This is a genomic window from Sporosarcina luteola, from assembly GCF_023715245.1.
GTDB lineage: Bacteria > Bacillota > Bacilli > Bacillales_A > Planococcaceae > Sporosarcina > Sporosarcina luteola_C.
This window is the reverse complement of record NZ_JAMBNV010000001.1, coordinates 2,219,311-2,235,654: the sequence shown is the minus strand read 5'-3', so window position 1 is coordinate 2,235,654 and position 16,344 is coordinate 2,219,311. Positions and strand designations below refer to the sequence as shown.

Here is a 16,344-nt window from a genome sequence, read left to right as displayed (position 1 = left end):
TTTTTCACAATTGTTTTCTATACTAATTTCATGAGGAGAGGAGAATTAACAAGGATGAATAAGATATCCAAAAAGCTTGCCGCTTATTTTATTATTTCTTTCCTTGTCCTTGAATCGGTGCTAATGATGTATTTGCACCAAAATATCGTTCATACAAGAGTGGATGAAGAATACTCACGCCTGTTGGCAAGTGGTTCGAACCACCGAAATGTCTTAATCGACTATTATTCGGATGAGACGATAACGCATATCGTGTTAATGGAAATAGAAGGGGATAGAGGAGTTGTCATAACCGGAAAGAGCGGTGAAATAATCCGAAGTTCTGATACGAAATTGGAAAATCTCCTGCCTTCGTTAGAATTTTTACAAGACTCCGCGAATCAGAATGATCGAATCATTAAACAGGATTGGAAAGATTCACCTTATATCATTAGCGCTCATCCATATAAGATTGATGAGAATAATTCGGGATATGTTTTAATGTTTCAAAGTAGCGAACCAATTGAACGGTTAGTGCAAAAATTAAATTTCCATTTCGGTTTGGCAGGGGGAGCGATTATCGTCATCCTGTTTGTCATATACACAATTTTATCCAAATTTCTTACTCGGCCTTTGATTCGTATGAAAGAAGCAACTGAAAAGTTAAGCGAAGGGAAATTCGATGTAAGCCTTCCTATAGGAGGTAATGACGAGCTTGGTGAATTATCGATTGCGATTCGGAAGCTGGCCAACGATTTGGAGAAAATGAAAAAGGAACGGAATGAATTTCTTGCATCCATCTCACACGAACTAAGTACTCCGTTAACCTATTTGATTGGCTATTTGAAAGTTGCTATGCGACATGATTTAACCGAAGAGGAAAGAAATAGCTATCTAATGATTATTGCTGAAGAATCCAATCGCATGAAGGATCTTGTGAAAAACTTAATGGATTTGGCGAAAATGGATGAAAGGGCATTCGTTGTAACTAAGGAGAATACTTCATCCGAAAAGTTTGCAAAAGATATCTATCGACTTGTCGAACCTTCATTTGCTCTAAAGAATGTAAATCTGAATTTGATATGCAAGGATGATTTTTCGATTCATGCTGATCCAGTGCGACTTGAACAGGTTGTACTGAATCTATTAGATAATGCATTAAAGTATTCAAATGAAAACACAACTGTGAGATTTGAAATTTCCAAAGTACAAAATCAAACTGTCATTTCAATCGCAGATGAAGGAATTGGAATACCGGAAGAGCAAATCGATATGATTTTTGAAAAGCTTTTTAGAGTTGAAAAATCCCGCTCTAGAACGTTTGGGGGATCTGGTCTTGGACTTGCCATTGTGAAGGAGTTGGTAGAAGCGCATGGAGGCTCGATAGAAGTGAAAAGTGAGTTTGGAAAAGGGAGTAGATTTACAATAAAGATTTAAACCGGTAAGGAGTTGATAAGATGCAGACGATCTTACTTATAGACGACGAGCATAGAATGCTCGATTTACTTGAATTGTTTTTGGAACCCCATGGTTTCGACTGTATAAAAGCGGATACCGGGAAAAAAGGGTTGGAAATAGTAAGGGATGAAAAGGTCGATATCGTTCTATTGGATGTGATGATGCCCGATTTGGATGGTTGGGAAGTGTGCAAGAATATACGGGAACTATCAACCATTCCGGTTATTATGCTTACAGCGAGGACAGACAAAGCAGATATTGTAAAAGGCCTTGAATTCGGGGCTGATGATTATATCACGAAGCCGTTTGATGAGCGGGAACTTGTGGCAAGAGTGAATGCATTATTACGCCGCACTGCAAGCGAAACTGACGATAGAAGCAATACTGTGTATGGGGATTTCACGTTGAATCGGGATTCTTATTCATTACATTATAATAACTTGGAAGTGCAATTGACCTTAAAGGAATTTTATATAATTGAGGCGTTAATCACTCATCCGAAAAGGACATTTACTAGGGAACAGCTTTTACGTACCGCTTGGGACTATAACACATTCACAGATATTCGAACAGTGGACTCGCATATCCGTAATTTAAGGGAGAAATTAAAAGCTGCGGGATTCCCTATCAATGACTTCTTATTAACGGTGTGGGGAATTGGATATAAGTGGAACTAAAGGAGATTGAAATGATGAAAAAAATAGCGAAATATATTGGCATTGCGGGCATCATCACGCTTTTGTCTGCATGTAATGCGACTAAGGATGATACCTTCGCGTTTGAGGAATTGAAAAACAGTAAAATTGATCATCTACATGGTCTAGGTTATATAAATGGAGGTCCTGAAGTGGTCATTTCAACACATGAAGGGCTTTATGCTTATGGTGAAGATGGTTGGAAAGAAGCGAATAGTGAAAAGCATGATTATATGGGTTTCCAAGCAGTACGTGAAGGTTTCTTTTCAAGCGGACATCCGGAACCAAATTCAAAACTTAAAAATCCACTTGGACTTGTGAAAAGTACAGATCGTGGTGCGAGCTTTGAAAAATTGGCATTTTACGGTGAAATCGATTTTCACTATATGGCAGTCGGATATGAGTCAAATGCCATCTATGCATTGAATGAAATGCCGACAAAAGATATGCCGGCGGGTCTTCATTATTCACTCGATGAGGGAGGTTCATGGAAGCAAGCTTCAATGAATGGTTTCGATTCCGAGTATATCTCGAATTTAGCAGCACATCCTTCCCGCGAAGAAATAATTACAATCGGGAGTAAAGATGGATTGTTTTTCTCACAGGACTTTGGTGAAAGCTTTGCCCCTCTAAATGAGGTGGGCGTGGTTACATTTGTGATGTTGACTGAAACAGGAGGATTGTATGCCAGCTACGAGAATGACATTGTGAAGCTCAGCTCGTTTGTATCAGATGGAAAAGAGGAAGTGGAAATTCCGCTTCCAGACGAAATTGAACCAATCGTATATATAGCGGTTAATCCAGATGATCAACGGGAGATTGTAATTGCCACTTTTACTAATGATATTTATAGGACAACAGACAGAGGAGTAAATTGGGAAACCCTTGCTAAAAATGGAGAGTTACTAAAATTAAAGTAGGATTGGTGATTTTCAATGTATGGATTTTTGTCGAAAATCAGTCAAATAATCACGGAGCCTGTCACGGGCCTAATTAATGCGTATGCAGATTTCCCACTCATGGTTGCATTACTGTTAGGAGTAGTTGGCGCTGTTGCCCCCTGTCAATTGACAGGGAATATGAGCGCCATCACTCTTTACGGCAATCGGACGATTCAATTCAAGACAGATTGGCTCGAAATTTTTGCTTTCATTGCAGGAAAGGTTGTCGTATTCAGCGCATTTGGCCTTTTGGCATGGATGTTCGGTCAAACATTCGAATCAAAGATGACCGAGTACTTTCCGCTTTTCCGTAAAGTGATAGGCCCTCTCATTGTTGTTACTGGGCTTGTACTATTGGGAGTTTTGAAACTGAGAGTCTTTCAACGGATGACTATACATATACCGGTACGAATGCGAAAAGGGAAGATTGGCTCTTTCCTTCTAGGTGCAAGTTTTTCACTTGCATTTTGCCCGACAATGTTTGTTCTGTTTTTCGTTTGGCTCATGCCAATCGTTTCGTCAACCTCGTATGGGTTTGTACTTCCCGCCGTATTTGGAATCGCAACATCATTCCCCCTTATTCTTCTATTCCTGATTATATGGGTTTTCGAAACAGATCGCCGAATCATGAGGAAAAGCGTGAAAATCGGTCGTGTCATTCAACGGTTAGCGGGATTGCTATTAGTGTTGATCGGTCTATTTGATACGTTGACTTATTGGGGGATTTAATTTTTTTTCTAACAAATTGCTGTTTGTGTTCAATTTAAGGAGTGTTCATATATGTTAACTGATCTGAATTTAATTCTAGCATTTGGTGCAGGGCTTCTTAACTTCATATCACCCTGCACATTACCGCTCTACCCAGCGTTCCTTTCTTATATTACTGGCATGTCACTCGATGAATTGAAATCTGATAGTAAGAAGATACGGAAAAGCGGAATCATACACACATTATTGTTTCTATTAGGCTTTTCAATCATCTTCATATTTCTTGGATTTAGCTCCAGTTTCGTAGGGACTTTCTTTATTCAATATCAAGATCTCCTTCGACAAATTGGTTCCATTTTCATTATTATTTTCGGTTTAATGATTATTGGTCTATTTACACCAGCATTCCTAATGAAGGAGAAAAAACTCCAATTTAAAAACCGACCTGCTGGTTATTTTGGCACGTTTCTTATTGGACTTGCGTTTGCAGCGGGATGGACACCGTGTACCGGTCCGATAACAGGGGCTGTCTTCATGCTAGCTTCCCAAAATCCGGGTTCTGGCATCTGGTATATGCTTGCCTATGTTCTTGGATTCGCGATTCCATTTTTCCTACTTTCGATTTTCATTACCCGTGTTAAATGGATTCAAAAATATAGCCGAACAATTACCAAAGTCGGTGGTTATATCATGATTGCACTTGGAATCCTGCTTTTCTTTGATGGATTGACGTTCATTATTGCTTGGCTTAGTCCATTTTTCGGGGATTTCATGGGGTTTTAACAGCAAATTAAAATCTTTAAGGAGATATTGATAAATGAGTAAAATAAAATGCCATTGTGGTCATGAAAACCCTTTTGGCACGGTTCTTTGTGAGCAATGCGGACGTCCTCAGACTGATGAGGCGAGGGAAAGTAAACTTATCGATATGCGATATGAAGGATCGGCAAGAAGATCACAAACATATAAACGATCGATTGTTGATAAAATCTGGAACTTCTTTTCTAGTGTTAAGGTAGGAATTAATATCATTATTGCAGTCCTTGCGACATCAGCAATAGGAACGCTATTTCCACAGAAGCTATTTGTTCCGGCAACTACTGATGCAGATATTTTAGCATATTACGAAAAGCACTATGGGTTTGCCGGTACCCTTTATTATAATCTCGGATTTTATGATATGTACAATAGTTGGTGGTTCATCACATTAATCGGAATGCTTGGTACTTCCATCATTATTGCCAGTGTTGACAGGGTTTTTCCACTCTATAAATCATTGAAAAAGCAACGTACGAAACGGCATAGATCCTTTTTGACAAAGCAAAGGATATATGGCGAAGGGGTAGTTGTTGATTCGAATAGCTCATTTGCTAAAGCGGAAGAGAAGCTTAAAGAACTTCGTTACAACGTGAAGACTGAAGAAGGAGCGTTGCTTGCGGAGAAAGGCCGTTTTTCTAGATGGGGTCCTTACGTCAATCATACGGGATTGATCATCTTCCTGTTTGCGGTTCTTTTACGAACTCTTCCTGGTTTTTATGTCGATGAAACGGTTTGGCTTCGAGAAGGAGAGACACGTGCCCTCCCGGGAGCTCCCGGCTATTATTTAAAGAACAATGATTTCATTATAGAGACTTATTCGAAGGAAGAAGATGCAGCTTTCGGTCAGGCTATAGATCGAGTTGGGACTATCGTGAAAAATTTCCAATCAGATGTCACCTTATATAAAGATCCGGTGGGCGGCATTCCAGGTCAGTCAGAGAAGATGGAATTTGTAAAAGACTATTCAATCACCGTTAATAAACCATTAAACTTTGACGGATTCAACGTATACCAAATGGATTACCGTCTCAACGAATTAAAATCGATGACATTCCAATTGATGGAAAAGTCGACGAGCAAGTCATTTGGCGAATTTACGGTTGACCTTCTCAATCCCGGGCGTTTGTATGAATTAAACGAAGGCGCGATTGTCGAGCTGTTAGATTATTATCCAGATTATGATGGTGTTGAAGACGGAGAACCCGTTACTAAATCACCGATTCCGAACAATCCAGCATTCATATTTAATATGGTGACGCCAGCCAAGCCGGAAGGTGATAAAAGTTTTGTCGCTATCAGACAGACGCTTGAAACAAATGTAAATGATTATGAAGTAAAGTTTGTCAGCGCGGAAACACGAGACATTACTGGCCTTGTTGTTCGGAAGGATAAAACGCTCTATCTATTGCTCCTAGGGGGTATTATTTTCATGATTGGAGTTGCACAAGGATCCTACTGGAACCATCGGAGAATATGGATACAAAAAGGTGAAGGGAATGAGCTTGTCCTTGCAGGTCATACGAATAAAAACTGGTTTGGATTAAAAAAGGAGCTTGATAAAGTGAGAGTCTACGCCGACTTGCCGCAGTATGAAGATAGACAAGAAACTAAGTTTGATAAGGAAGGCATGAAAGGGGACAAGTTATAATGCAATTAGCATCATTGAGTGGGAATTTAATGTTCTTTTCATTTGTTGCATATCTTGTTGCAACGCTATTCTTCGGCGGAGCGGTAAAAGGTGCAAAAACACAAGAGTCATATGAAAATAATCGTTGGGGAAAAATTGCGATCGGAATTACGATAATTGGATTTATTGCTCATCTAGGTTATTTTATTACACGATGGATTGCTTCTGCTCATGCACCGGTTAGTAATATGTTTGAATTTATTACGGCATTTGCAATGATGGTTGTTGGCGCGTTCATCTTACTATTTTTCCTTTACAGAACACCATCCCTTGGGTTGTTTGCATTACCACTAGCTGTTGTGATGATCGGATATGCAAGTATGTTCCCTCGGGAGCTCACGCCATTAATTCCAGCGTTGCAAACCCATTGGTTGACGATTCATGTTATTACTGCAGCAATTGGTGAGGCTATTCTCGCAATTAGCGCGGTTGCAGGTCTCGTATTTCTATTGAAAAACATTGATCTAACGAAGAGATCAAAGCAACGTTTTTGGTTGGAGTCAGTGATGTTCACTCTTATTCTTGTTGTCGGATTTATATTGTCATCCTCCACATTTGCGATCATGGGGTATGAGGCGAAGTTCACCTATATTAATAAAAATGAACAAACAGCACAAATAGTATATAATTATCCGCCATTATTTGGGATGAATGAGTATGAATCACTTACTCCCGACAAGATGACGCCGCTGGCTGAAATGCCTCCAATCGTTAATGCGAAGACGCTTACGACTTTCGTTTGGTCAGTTGCAACAGGCATAGTCCTTTATATACTGCTAAGACTTATTTTGCGTCGCCCGATTGCAGCATTGTTTCAGCCGTTCGCGAAAAAGGCGAATTCCGAAGTTATGGATGAAATTGGTTACAGGTCAGTCCTGATCGGATTCCCGGTATTTACCCTTGGGGCACTCGTTTTTGCAATGATTTGGGCACATGAAGCATGGTCCAGATTTTGGGGGTGGGATCCGAAAGAAGTATGGGCGCTCATTACGTGGTTATTCTATGCAGCCTACTTACATCTTCGGCTCTCCCGCGGATGGGAAGGTGAGAAATCAGCCTGGCTTGCAGTCATTGGTTTTATCATTATCATGTTTAACTTAATTGCAGTTAACTTGATTATTGCAGGACTGCATTCATACGCATGATTCTGAAAAAAAAGCTGCTGATAATATAACCTTAGGCATTTTCTATACGGCCATAGAGGAATCTCGGTGCTATTGTCTCTTTTGTCAGTGGCGATTAAACTAAAATTCCGGTGTGTATGATACTACTACACGCCGGAATTTTTTTATTGTAAATCTATTTCATTTGTCAGATTGGGAAAGTCGATAAACGGATTTCGGTTTCCCTGAATCTCAAAAATAGCTTTATTTCTATGCTTTTCGTAGATGTTTACCGGGAATTGTTCATGCCACCGGACCAATAAAGGGAGACTAATGGTTTTTTTATAGTGCTGTAAGATTTCTGTTGGGTATCGCAATAAGAAATAAAGGGTTGCACGGGCAACTTGTCCTTTACCATACTCTGGTTCAAATTGGTTGATATCAAATAAGCCGCAGTAACTACGTTTTCTAACCGACGCTGCTGATGAATCGAATTCATAATAGGGAAAGTTAGACCGTGTACTATTACACACCGGCTCACATGCAAAGAGATGGTGTAAATCTCCTTTCATAGGTTCCCTCGCTTTAAACCAAGATTGGGGAACAACGTGTTCAGCATTGAATTTATGTTCATTCGAAACTCTTCTGACATGCCTGCCGATTTCTTTGCTAGAGTACCTTTGCTTAAAGACGAGTTTTCGGTACTTTTGAAACCGTTTTTGAACCGTATTGAAATCTTCTTCAATGACTACTTTAGGATTTTTTTGCACACCGGAATAGATGTTTTTTAGTTGACCGTCTGGTTGAAGGTCAACCCAAGTGTAAAGATACTGATCTTTACTTATGTGATAAGGGTGCTGATATTTGTGAGTTTCGGTTACAAGTTTACATAGGTCCTGGAATAAACGCTTAGGTGTAGTTTCACTAAAAGAAATTTGGCAGTAATAATGCTCGATCCATGATTGATCCTGTTCTTCCTTATAATATAGCTCACGGCTTGATGTAATTAGTTGTTGATTTTTTGTTAATTGGGCCACAAGGACATCGGAATCGCATTCCTCCATACACTCTAATTCTTTCAGCTCTTTTTGAATCAAGTCGTTATTCTCCATGACTCCACCGCCTTCAACTACTTTTTGCATAATCTCAGTAGTCCTTAAAGTTTCAGAAGTCTTGCATTGATTGCTACAATGATCGTACTTAAAGACATTAATATGGCTCCTACAGCTGGGCTTAGAACAATGCCGATTGGATAGAGAACACCTGCCGCTAATGGGATTGCAGCGATATTATATCCTGCAGCCCACCACAAGTTTTGTGTCATTTTACGATAGGTAGCCCTTGATAGTTTAATAATATTCACGACATCAAGCGGATTACTTTTAACAAGAACGACATCGGCGGTTTCGATGGCTACATCAGTACCTGCCCCTACAGCAATACCTAAATCTGCTTTTGCGAGAGCAGGTGCATCGTTGACCCCATCTCCAGTCATTGCTGTTCGGAGTCGCTCAACGTTTTGGATATGCTCGATCTTTGCGGACTTCTCGTGTGGAAGGACTTCAGCGAAGATCTCCTCCATTCCAAGTTGTCCTCCTACATAATGGGCTACTTTTACATTATCACCCGTAAGCATGATGGATTTGACGTTCATTTCTTTTAGTATATTGATGGCATCTATGGCCGTCTCACGGACGATATCCGCAAGGGCGATCATACCGGCAAGTTGTTTATCAATCAGCGTGAATACGACCGTTTTTCCTTCCGAAGACCACTGATCGAATTGAACCGTATCAAATTTGAGGTTCAACTCTTTCACATAACCAGGACTGACGACCATAACCTGTTTTCCATCTACTGTCCCTTCAAGCCCTTTACCGGTTAGTGATTGGAAATTCTCCACTCGTTGAAGAGGGATGCCCATCTCGTCTGCTTTCCTAGTGACACCTTTCGCAAGAGGATGTTGAGATTGAGCTTCGACTGTGGCTGCATAGGAAATGACATCTTCTTCACTGAAGTCCCCAAATGTGTAGATGTTGGTTACACCGAACTCACCTTTCGTCAATGTACCGGTTTTATCGAAAACGACGGCCTCGATATTCCGGGCACCTTCAAAAGCGGCTCGATTTCGGATGAGAAGTCCATTTTTAGCTGCAATGGATGTTGAAACGGCCACAACCAATGGAGCTGCCAATCCTAAAGCGTGTGGACAAGCAATAATAAGTACGGTCACCATTCTTTCCATTGCGAATGAAACAGGATAGCCAAGGGAAATCCAAATAATGAATGTAATCAGGCCTGCAGCGAGTGCACCGTAAAACAACCACTTAGCAGCACGGTTCGCAAGGTCTTGGGCGCGTGATTTGGATTCTTGGGCTTCCTTTACTAAGGTAATGACTTGTGAAAGGTATGTTTCGCTACCTGTTTTCGTGACAGAAATAACAAGGGATCCTTCCCCATTAATTGATCCGCCAATTGCCTCTAATCCAGCTTCTTTTTCAACTGGAACCGATTCTCCGGTAAGCATCGACTCGTCAATCGTCGATTTTCCTTCAAGTATTTTTCCATCTACCGGTACCTTTTCGCCAGGTTTAACAAGTACACGATCGCCTTGTTTCAACTCCGTTACGTCAACTTCTTTAATAACTCCATCCTCATCAATGAGATGTGCCTCGGAAGGCATCAACTTGGCTAGCTCTTCCAATGCTTTTGAGGCACCCATTACGGAACGCATTTCAATCCAGTGACCAAGTAACATAATGTCTACAAGTGTAGCCAGTTCCCAGAAGAAATCATTTTCTGCAAAGCCGAATACTGCAGCTGTACTGTACACATATGCAACGGTAATGGCTAATGAAATCAGCGTCATCATGCCCGGGGTTTTATTTTTCAGTTCATCCTTAGTCCCTGCAAGGAAAGGCCAACCCCCATATAAAAATACAAAAGTAGACAGTGCAAACAGGATATACATATCCCCAGTAAAACGCCAGTCCACGTTCAAAAACATTTGAATCATTGGTGACAAGATTAATATAGGGATCGTAACAATGAGCGAAATATAGAAACGCCTTTTAAAATCTTCTACCATATGTGCATGGTGATCATGATGTCCGTGATTATGTTTTTCATGGGAATGGTGATCATTATGCCCGTGATGTTCTTCGTTGGAGTGATGGGCATGCTGATCATGATTGTGCTCTGATGCAGTATGTTTTTCCGGTTTGTGGTGATGATGTGAGTGGTTCGACACACCATTACCTCCTCTCTAATGTTCGGTTTTAAGTATGTGTTAATTATACCCATTACTTATGCAAAGACTATGCACTTTTTGGAATTTATCATGGAAGTGTGAATTCTGACTGTAGATTAATCATGTAGTTCAGTTTCGCAACATACCCTTATAAGGTATATAGCCGTAGAATGAAATTAGATTATTTGACATTAAAGGTGGGAGATCAATGGGGGATTTTCAGCTATTTGTGCTAGGTTCACTTGGTTTTTTAACGTTCATAGTTGTTATCTGGGCTGGTAGATTGAAAAAAATATTAGGGACTATGCAAGGCATGATCATTTCAATGTTCTATGGCATGAACGTGGGCTTGACTGCGGGTATTCTACTAGGTGTAACTTATCAAGGGGATCTATTCCTATCAACAATCATCTCAATAGCCATTGGAGTGTTAGCTGGCTCGTTATGTGGCCTGCGTTTTGGAGTTCTCTCTGTATTAGAGGGATTTATGGCTGGATTAATGGGTGGTATGATGGGGGCGATGGTTGGAGAGATGATTCGTGAAGACCAGTCTATAAGTTTGGTTCAGATTTTCTTGTTTTTATCAGTCAGCACTATTTTTATTATAGCTATTGTGAAAACTCCTCGAAATGCAAAGGTGCACACAAAAAAGTGGTTATTAAAACCTTTGGTGATCTCAACATTAGTTGCTGTTTACTTAATTGGTGGCAATTCCATCGCGGAGAAAAATAGAATGCTAGGGGAATCGTCAGCATCTAATAGTCATCATTCAGCAACATCTAATCCAACCGAAAAAATTAATAAAGAAAGACAAATTATTGTTGTAGATTCTATTGATATGAAGTACTCAAATAATAAAATTATTGTTGAGAAAGACAGGGAGGTCACCTTGACACTCAAAAACCTAGATAATATAGAGCATGATATTGAAATTAAAGTTCCGTCCCTTCCAAATAATAATGAATCACATCATAATCATGAAACAGGAAGCAATGTAATACATCTCCATGCCTCACCAAAAAGTACTGAAACTCTTACATTTACACCTACTGAATCAGGAGTTTATGAATTTTATTGTACTATTCCAGGGCATAAAGAATTTGGTATGATTGGTCAATTCATTGTAAGCTAGCACTTATCAGAAGGGATGAATGTGATTAAATGGACCGTAGGTATTGTTATAGCAGTACTAATTATCAGTGGATTTATTGTTAAAATGGTCAAGTCAAATACAGAAATAACTGAGCCGATCGATACAGTTCAAGCCGCGTATGTAACATCGGTAATAGATGATGAATCAGGACTTGAAAAAGGAAAAGCACCACCGAATTTTGAACTTCCTACGCTTTCGGGTGAAAAAGTGAAGCTAACTGATTATAAAGGGAAAATAGTTATTCTTAATTTCTGGGCGTCATGGTGTGGCCCATGCAAGGTAGAAATGCCCCATATGCAAAATTATTATAAGAATAAGAAGGATGCTGCGAATGTGGAAATCATTGCAGTTAATATGACCTCCGAAGAGAGAGGAGGGAAGAAAAGTATTGAGAAGTTTGTCAAGGAGTACGGACTAACTTTTCCTATCCTACTGGATAATGATGGGGATGTATTGGATTTGTATAATATCATAACCATTCCGACCACGTACGTAATTGGCACGGATGGAGTTATTAGTCAAAAGATACTTGGACCTATGGATGAAAAGATGATAAATGAACTTGTTGAGAATCTTAATTAGAAGCTCTCAATAATTGTGATAATCTATATAACGAAAACGCTTAGATGAATATATCTAAGCGTTTTTTGATGTGCTCTTCAAATAATCTCCTTAAAAAATCCTAAGTTTAGTAATGTTAATGTCATGATACTGTAAAGCGGAATTCATATTCTATGTGCTAAAGTTTACCTATAAACAGGATAGAACAAATAGATAGATAATAATACAGTTGGGGTGGAAAATGAGAATACGAGTTTATCAATTAGTTATGGCAGTGTTTCTTATGAGCACTATACAATTTATGACTCTAAATAAAGTCAGCGCAAGTTCTAATGATATAGCATCCTATGCCGCAAAGTTTTATGGTACGCCGTATAAATTTGGAGGTACAACTCCCAAAGGCTTTGACTGTTCGGGATATATACGGTACGTCTTTAACGAGTTTAACATCAATTTACCAAGAACATCGGCAGACCAGTTTAAAGTAGGAACTTCCATTAGTAAAGAAGATCTGATGCCTGGGGATCTTGTGTTTTTTAAAAATACGTATAAAAAAGGAATTTCACACACTGGAATCTATTTAGGGGATAACGAATTTATCTCAGCCAAGAGCCGTGGTGTTCTTAAGGCAAATTTAAAAACTGATCCTTATTGGGCTCCGAAGTATGCCGGTGCTAAACGCGTGGCAAATATCACCAAAGTAGCTTTTGACCCTGTGCAAGTAAAATCAGATGAAAAGATGAGTGAAGTATTTAGTGATCTTTCTGTAGAACATCCTGCTGTTGAGGCAATTATTGCACTAAACGAAATCGGCGTCATAAAGGGCTATGAAGATTCCACATTCAAACCTGAAAAGACAATTACACGAGGTCAAGCAGCAGCAATGATAAATCGTGAGCTCAAATTAAAGGGTTCCACCGAAGTGACATTTACGGACGTTGCGCCTGATCACCAATATGCAGCCGACATTGCGGCTTTGAATGAAGCGGGAATCCTTCAAGGTTATGCAACTGGTGATTTTGGTATTAACGACAAACTTACACGTGCGCATCTTGCGGCAATCGTAGATAGAGCGTTTGATCTTCAAGAAAAAATAGCTGGCAATGTGCAAGTCGCGTCAAATTATAATGATGTACCATCTAATCACTGGGCCTCAGAGTCAATTCATGCACTTAAGACATTGGATCAGACAACAGTGTTTCAATCTAAAAACTTTAGCATCGCAAAAGAAGCGACACGCGCAGAATTCTCAGCTGCAGTATACAGCGCAATTTCCGGAAGATAAAGGTACCAACTCATAGTAATGGCACTCATCTTGTAGTATAGATGGGTGCCTTATTATTTATTATAAAGATTATAGATGATTTTGCATAAGTGAGTGGGAAGCTATGCTCCACACTATACGGTCTACTTTAACACCTTATGGCAATCGAATTTCTACTCAATATGTTCCATAGTATTACCTTTTCCAAATACAGTTCTACAATTCTATTCTGTTGATTAGATACATAGAATTATATTCGGAGGGGAGTAAAATGAGAACAGAAGCTAAAATATATTCAGTTTTCATATTAGCACTATTTTTATCTCCAATAATTGTCGTAAATTATTCTTCAATACCTTTACAAATAACCAAAGCAGAGCCGATAAAAAAAAGTCTAATAGTGTACGCGGAAAATCTGTCAGAATCCGACGTTCCTCATTTACAACAAAAACCTTCAAAAGCCCTAGTGTTTTTCACACATTCACATGAAGCCTTCCAACCTATCGTGCAAAACAAGGAAAATCTTACAGCCGTCTATCATCCCGCTTCAAATATTATGGCGTTCGAAGATACAATAAAAAATCATTTTGATCTAAACGACATTCAAACGGAATTTCTTGCTATTGATACAATGGAAGAAATGGAAAAGCAGAATAGTGCATTCCGCGAGGCTTATCACGTGGTACGTCCTTTTGTTGAAAAACAAATCAAGGAAAATGAGTATGATTTAATCATTGACCTTCATAGGGATTCCGCTAAAAGGAAGACAACGACACTTACTTATAATAACCAGACGTATGGAAAAATATATTTCGTTTTAGGAGAAAATAATCCAAATTTCCACAAAAACAAAGAATACGCCGAGCAGTTGTCTGCTCAATTAGATAAATTGGTGCCGGGTATTTCGCGTGGGATTTTTGGTAAAAGAGGAGAGCATGTAGACGGTGTCTATAATCAGGACTTGGCTCAAAATATGGTTCTTATTGAGCTTGGAGGTATAGATAATACAGAAGAAGAAATAAATCGATCAATTTCTGTTTTAGCGAAAGCGATTTCTACCGTATTACAAGAGTAAAGTTCTTAGTAATAATGAGGTTTAAGGAATTTTTTTCTAAAAGAAAGTACATTTTGCATTTGGTGAAAAGGATATGCGTTCTCTGGGGAAGTGCAAGTTCAATCCAATTATATAGATATACCAATAGTCACTTCTCAGCTGTAGCATACAGAGCAATTTCCGGAAACTTAAGGTATCAAATCATAGCTGTAATTGCGCCCATCTCGGAATAAGGATGGGCGTATTTTTAATGACTTTGATTTGCTTTATATTAGGACTATCAGTAATAATGATATTGCAACTAACATTTGAATAAATGCAAATATAGAATTCAAAGGAGTAAATCATGAAGGATAGTAAAATAAAAATCGCTGTAAATGGTGGCATCAATTATGGGGCTAAGCTCACTGCAAAACAGCTAATGGTGTTGGCTAAACATTTAGGAGACGAAGAGGAATTGGAGTTAACTACCTTTCAACAATTATACGTTGAAATACTTGAAGAGAAAAAAGAAGAGATCATTGCAGAGTTTAAAGAAGCTGGACTTCATTGTTATCCAGTCGGGAATTATGTTAAAAGTTTACGAACGTGTAACTTTTGCAAAGGCTCTGAAGAAGAAGGAATGCCTGTTGCGATTGAATTGAACAATAGAATAGCAGGAACTCCAGTTCCTGTCACGTTAAGACCTGCTTATACAGGTTGTCCAGTTGGTTGTGGAGAGCCGCTCATGAATGATATTGGTGTTATGAAGACAAGGGATACTTATAGTCTGTATATCGGTGGAAAATCAAAAGGAAACGATGCTTCAGTCGGTCAATTATTCAAGGATAAGCTTTCTCCGGAAGAATTGTATTCAGTTGTTGAACAATTAATTGACTTATACGGCAGACAGGGAAAAAAGCGGGAACAATTTCACAAGTTTGTAAAACGGGTTGGAAACGAAGCTTTACTTGAGCATATCAAATGAAACCGTTGTTAATTTTCATTGGTACTGAAAGAAGTAAAGAGTTATAATAGGGGTAAGGGGTATGATTACTAGTCGGGAAGGGGGAGAAGAATGCAGGAAACAAACAAATCTACTGTTCAACCAAATAAGCAGCAGCTTCTAAACCGTTTAAAACGCATTGAAGGGCAAGTGAGGGGGGTTCATCAAATGGTTGAAAACGACCGTTACTGTGTGGATATTTTACACCAAATCAGTGCCATTCAATCAGCGATGAACAAGGTTTCTCTCGCTTTGCTGGAAGATCACACTCATCACTGTGTAGCAAATGCGATTAAAGGGCAAGACGGCGAAAATTCCATTAAGGAATTGATGGATGTCATGAAAACAATGACGAAATAAAGAGCTCTGATTTTTTTATTTAACAGTTGATATACCATGCGGGGGTATAGTAAATTTAAAGTAATAACTGATTAGGAGGTCGTCAAAATGAATGAAACATTGAAAGTTCAAGGGATGTCATGTAATCATTGCGTCAATTCTATTGAGGAAAGCGTTGGGAATCTTACAGGCGTTTCTGCCGTAAAGGTGAATCTTAGCAGTAGTGAAGTTTCTGTAGAATTTGACAGCGGGCAAACAACATTGGATCAAATTAAGGAAACGATTGAAGAGCAAGGGTATGACATCGCCTAATCTCGGGTATCATACTTTCGTAAATTGATTCTTCCG

The 16,344-nt window shown here is 39.2% G+C and carries 16 protein-coding genes; 14 read left to right on the top strand and 2 right to left on the bottom strand.

Annotation, left to right across the window (positions count from 1 at the left end; translation table 11 throughout):
* Positions 1–54: 54 nt before the first annotated feature.
* The 7 genes from M3152_RS10850 to ccsB are packed head-to-tail and all read left to right on the top strand — an operon-like array spanning position 55 to position 7,432.
* A complete protein-coding gene (locus M3152_RS10850) occupies positions 55–1,416 on the top strand; it encodes a sensor histidine kinase (RefSeq protein ID WP_251695131.1) in 1,362 nt (453 codons plus the stop codon).
* 20 nt (positions 1,417–1,436) lie between these two features.
* Complete coding sequence (locus tag M3152_RS10845) at positions 1,437–2,114, top strand: response regulator transcription factor (protein ID WP_251695130.1); 678 nt, start codon at positions 1,437–1,439, stop codon at positions 2,112–2,114.
* A gap of 14 nt (positions 2,115–2,128) precedes the next feature.
* Positions 2,129–3,052 carry a F510_1955 family glycosylhydrolase gene (locus M3152_RS10840; RefSeq protein ID WP_251695129.1) on the top strand — a complete coding sequence of 308 codons (924 nt, stop codon included), beginning with the start codon at positions 2,129–2,131 and terminating at the stop codon, positions 3,050–3,052.
* A 15-nt stretch (positions 3,053–3,067) separates the two neighbouring features.
* Positions 3,068–3,802 (top strand): urease accessory protein UreH domain-containing protein, encoded by a 735-nt coding sequence (locus M3152_RS10835; protein WP_251695128.1) that lies wholly within the window; start codon positions 3,068–3,070, stop codon positions 3,800–3,802.
* A 51-nt stretch (positions 3,803–3,853) separates the two neighbouring features.
* On the top strand, positions 3,854–4,564 hold the full coding sequence (locus tag M3152_RS10830; RefSeq protein ID WP_251695127.1) for a cytochrome c biogenesis CcdA family protein: 711 nt from the start codon (positions 3,854–3,856) through the stop codon (positions 4,562–4,564).
* A gap of 34 nt (positions 4,565–4,598) precedes the next feature.
* Positions 4,599–6,248, top strand: coding sequence for a cytochrome c biogenesis protein ResB (resB, locus tag M3152_RS10825; RefSeq protein WP_251695126.1), 1,650 nt, complete (start codon positions 4,599–4,601; stop codon positions 6,246–6,248).
* The gene (gene ccsB, locus M3152_RS10820) at positions 6,248–7,432 is read left to right on the top strand and encodes a c-type cytochrome biogenesis protein CcsB (protein WP_251695125.1); all 1,185 of its coding nucleotides are present in this window, start codon (positions 6,248–6,250) and stop codon (positions 7,430–7,432) included. Before resB ends, ccsB begins: the two co-directional genes overlap by 1 nt.
* 143 nt (positions 7,433–7,575) lie before the next feature.
* On the opposite strand, the gene M3152_RS10815 is transcribed toward ccsB, so the two are convergent.
* Both M3152_RS10815 and M3152_RS10810 read right to left on the bottom strand, forming a co-directional pair.
* Positions 7,576–8,532 (bottom strand): endonuclease I family protein, encoded by a 957-nt coding sequence (locus tag M3152_RS10815; protein WP_251695124.1) that lies wholly within the window; start codon positions 8,530–8,532, stop codon positions 7,576–7,578.
* A gap of 14 nt (positions 8,533–8,546) precedes the next feature.
* Positions 8,547–10,640, bottom strand: a complete 2,094-nt coding sequence (locus tag M3152_RS10810; RefSeq protein WP_251695123.1) for a heavy metal translocating P-type ATPase — start codon at positions 10,638–10,640, stop codon at positions 8,547–8,549.
* A gap of 208 nt (positions 10,641–10,848) precedes the next feature.
* Between M3152_RS10810 and M3152_RS10805 the strand changes: the two genes are divergently transcribed.
* The 7 genes from M3152_RS10805 (at position 10,849) to copZ (ending at position 16,308) form a co-directional block, all read left to right on the top strand.
* A complete protein-coding gene (locus tag M3152_RS10805) occupies positions 10,849–11,772 on the top strand; it encodes a plastocyanin/azurin family copper-binding protein (RefSeq protein ID WP_251695122.1) in 924 nt (307 codons plus the stop codon).
* A 21-nt stretch (positions 11,773–11,793) separates the two neighbouring features.
* A complete protein-coding gene (locus M3152_RS10800; RefSeq protein ID WP_435371934.1) occupies positions 11,794–12,375 on the top strand; it encodes a peroxiredoxin family protein in 582 nt (193 codons plus the stop codon).
* Positions 12,376–12,595: 220 nt separating this feature from the next.
* Entirely contained in the window at positions 12,596–13,639 is a 1,044-nt protein-coding gene (locus M3152_RS10795) for a C40 family peptidase (RefSeq protein ID WP_251695120.1), read from the top strand.
* A gap of 250 nt (positions 13,640–13,889) precedes the next feature.
* Positions 13,890–14,693: a stage II sporulation protein P gene (spoIIP, locus tag M3152_RS10790; RefSeq protein WP_251695119.1), complete on the top strand. Its 804-nt coding sequence runs from the start codon at positions 13,890–13,892 to the stop codon at positions 14,691–14,693.
* A 325-nt stretch (positions 14,694–15,018) separates the two neighbouring features.
* Positions 15,019–15,639, top strand: coding sequence for a nitrite reductase (locus tag M3152_RS10785; protein WP_251695118.1), 621 nt, complete (start codon positions 15,019–15,021; stop codon positions 15,637–15,639).
* A gap of 90 nt (positions 15,640–15,729) precedes the next feature.
* Positions 15,730–16,017: a metal-sensitive transcriptional regulator gene (locus M3152_RS10780; protein WP_251695117.1), complete on the top strand. Its 288-nt coding sequence runs from the start codon at positions 15,730–15,732 to the stop codon at positions 16,015–16,017.
* 87 nt (positions 16,018–16,104) lie between these two features.
* The gene (copZ, locus tag M3152_RS10775) at positions 16,105–16,308 is read left to right on the top strand and encodes a copper chaperone CopZ (RefSeq protein ID WP_251695116.1); all 204 of its coding nucleotides are present in this window, start codon (positions 16,105–16,107) and stop codon (positions 16,306–16,308) included.
* The last annotated feature ends 36 nt before the right edge of the window (positions 16,309–16,344 follow it).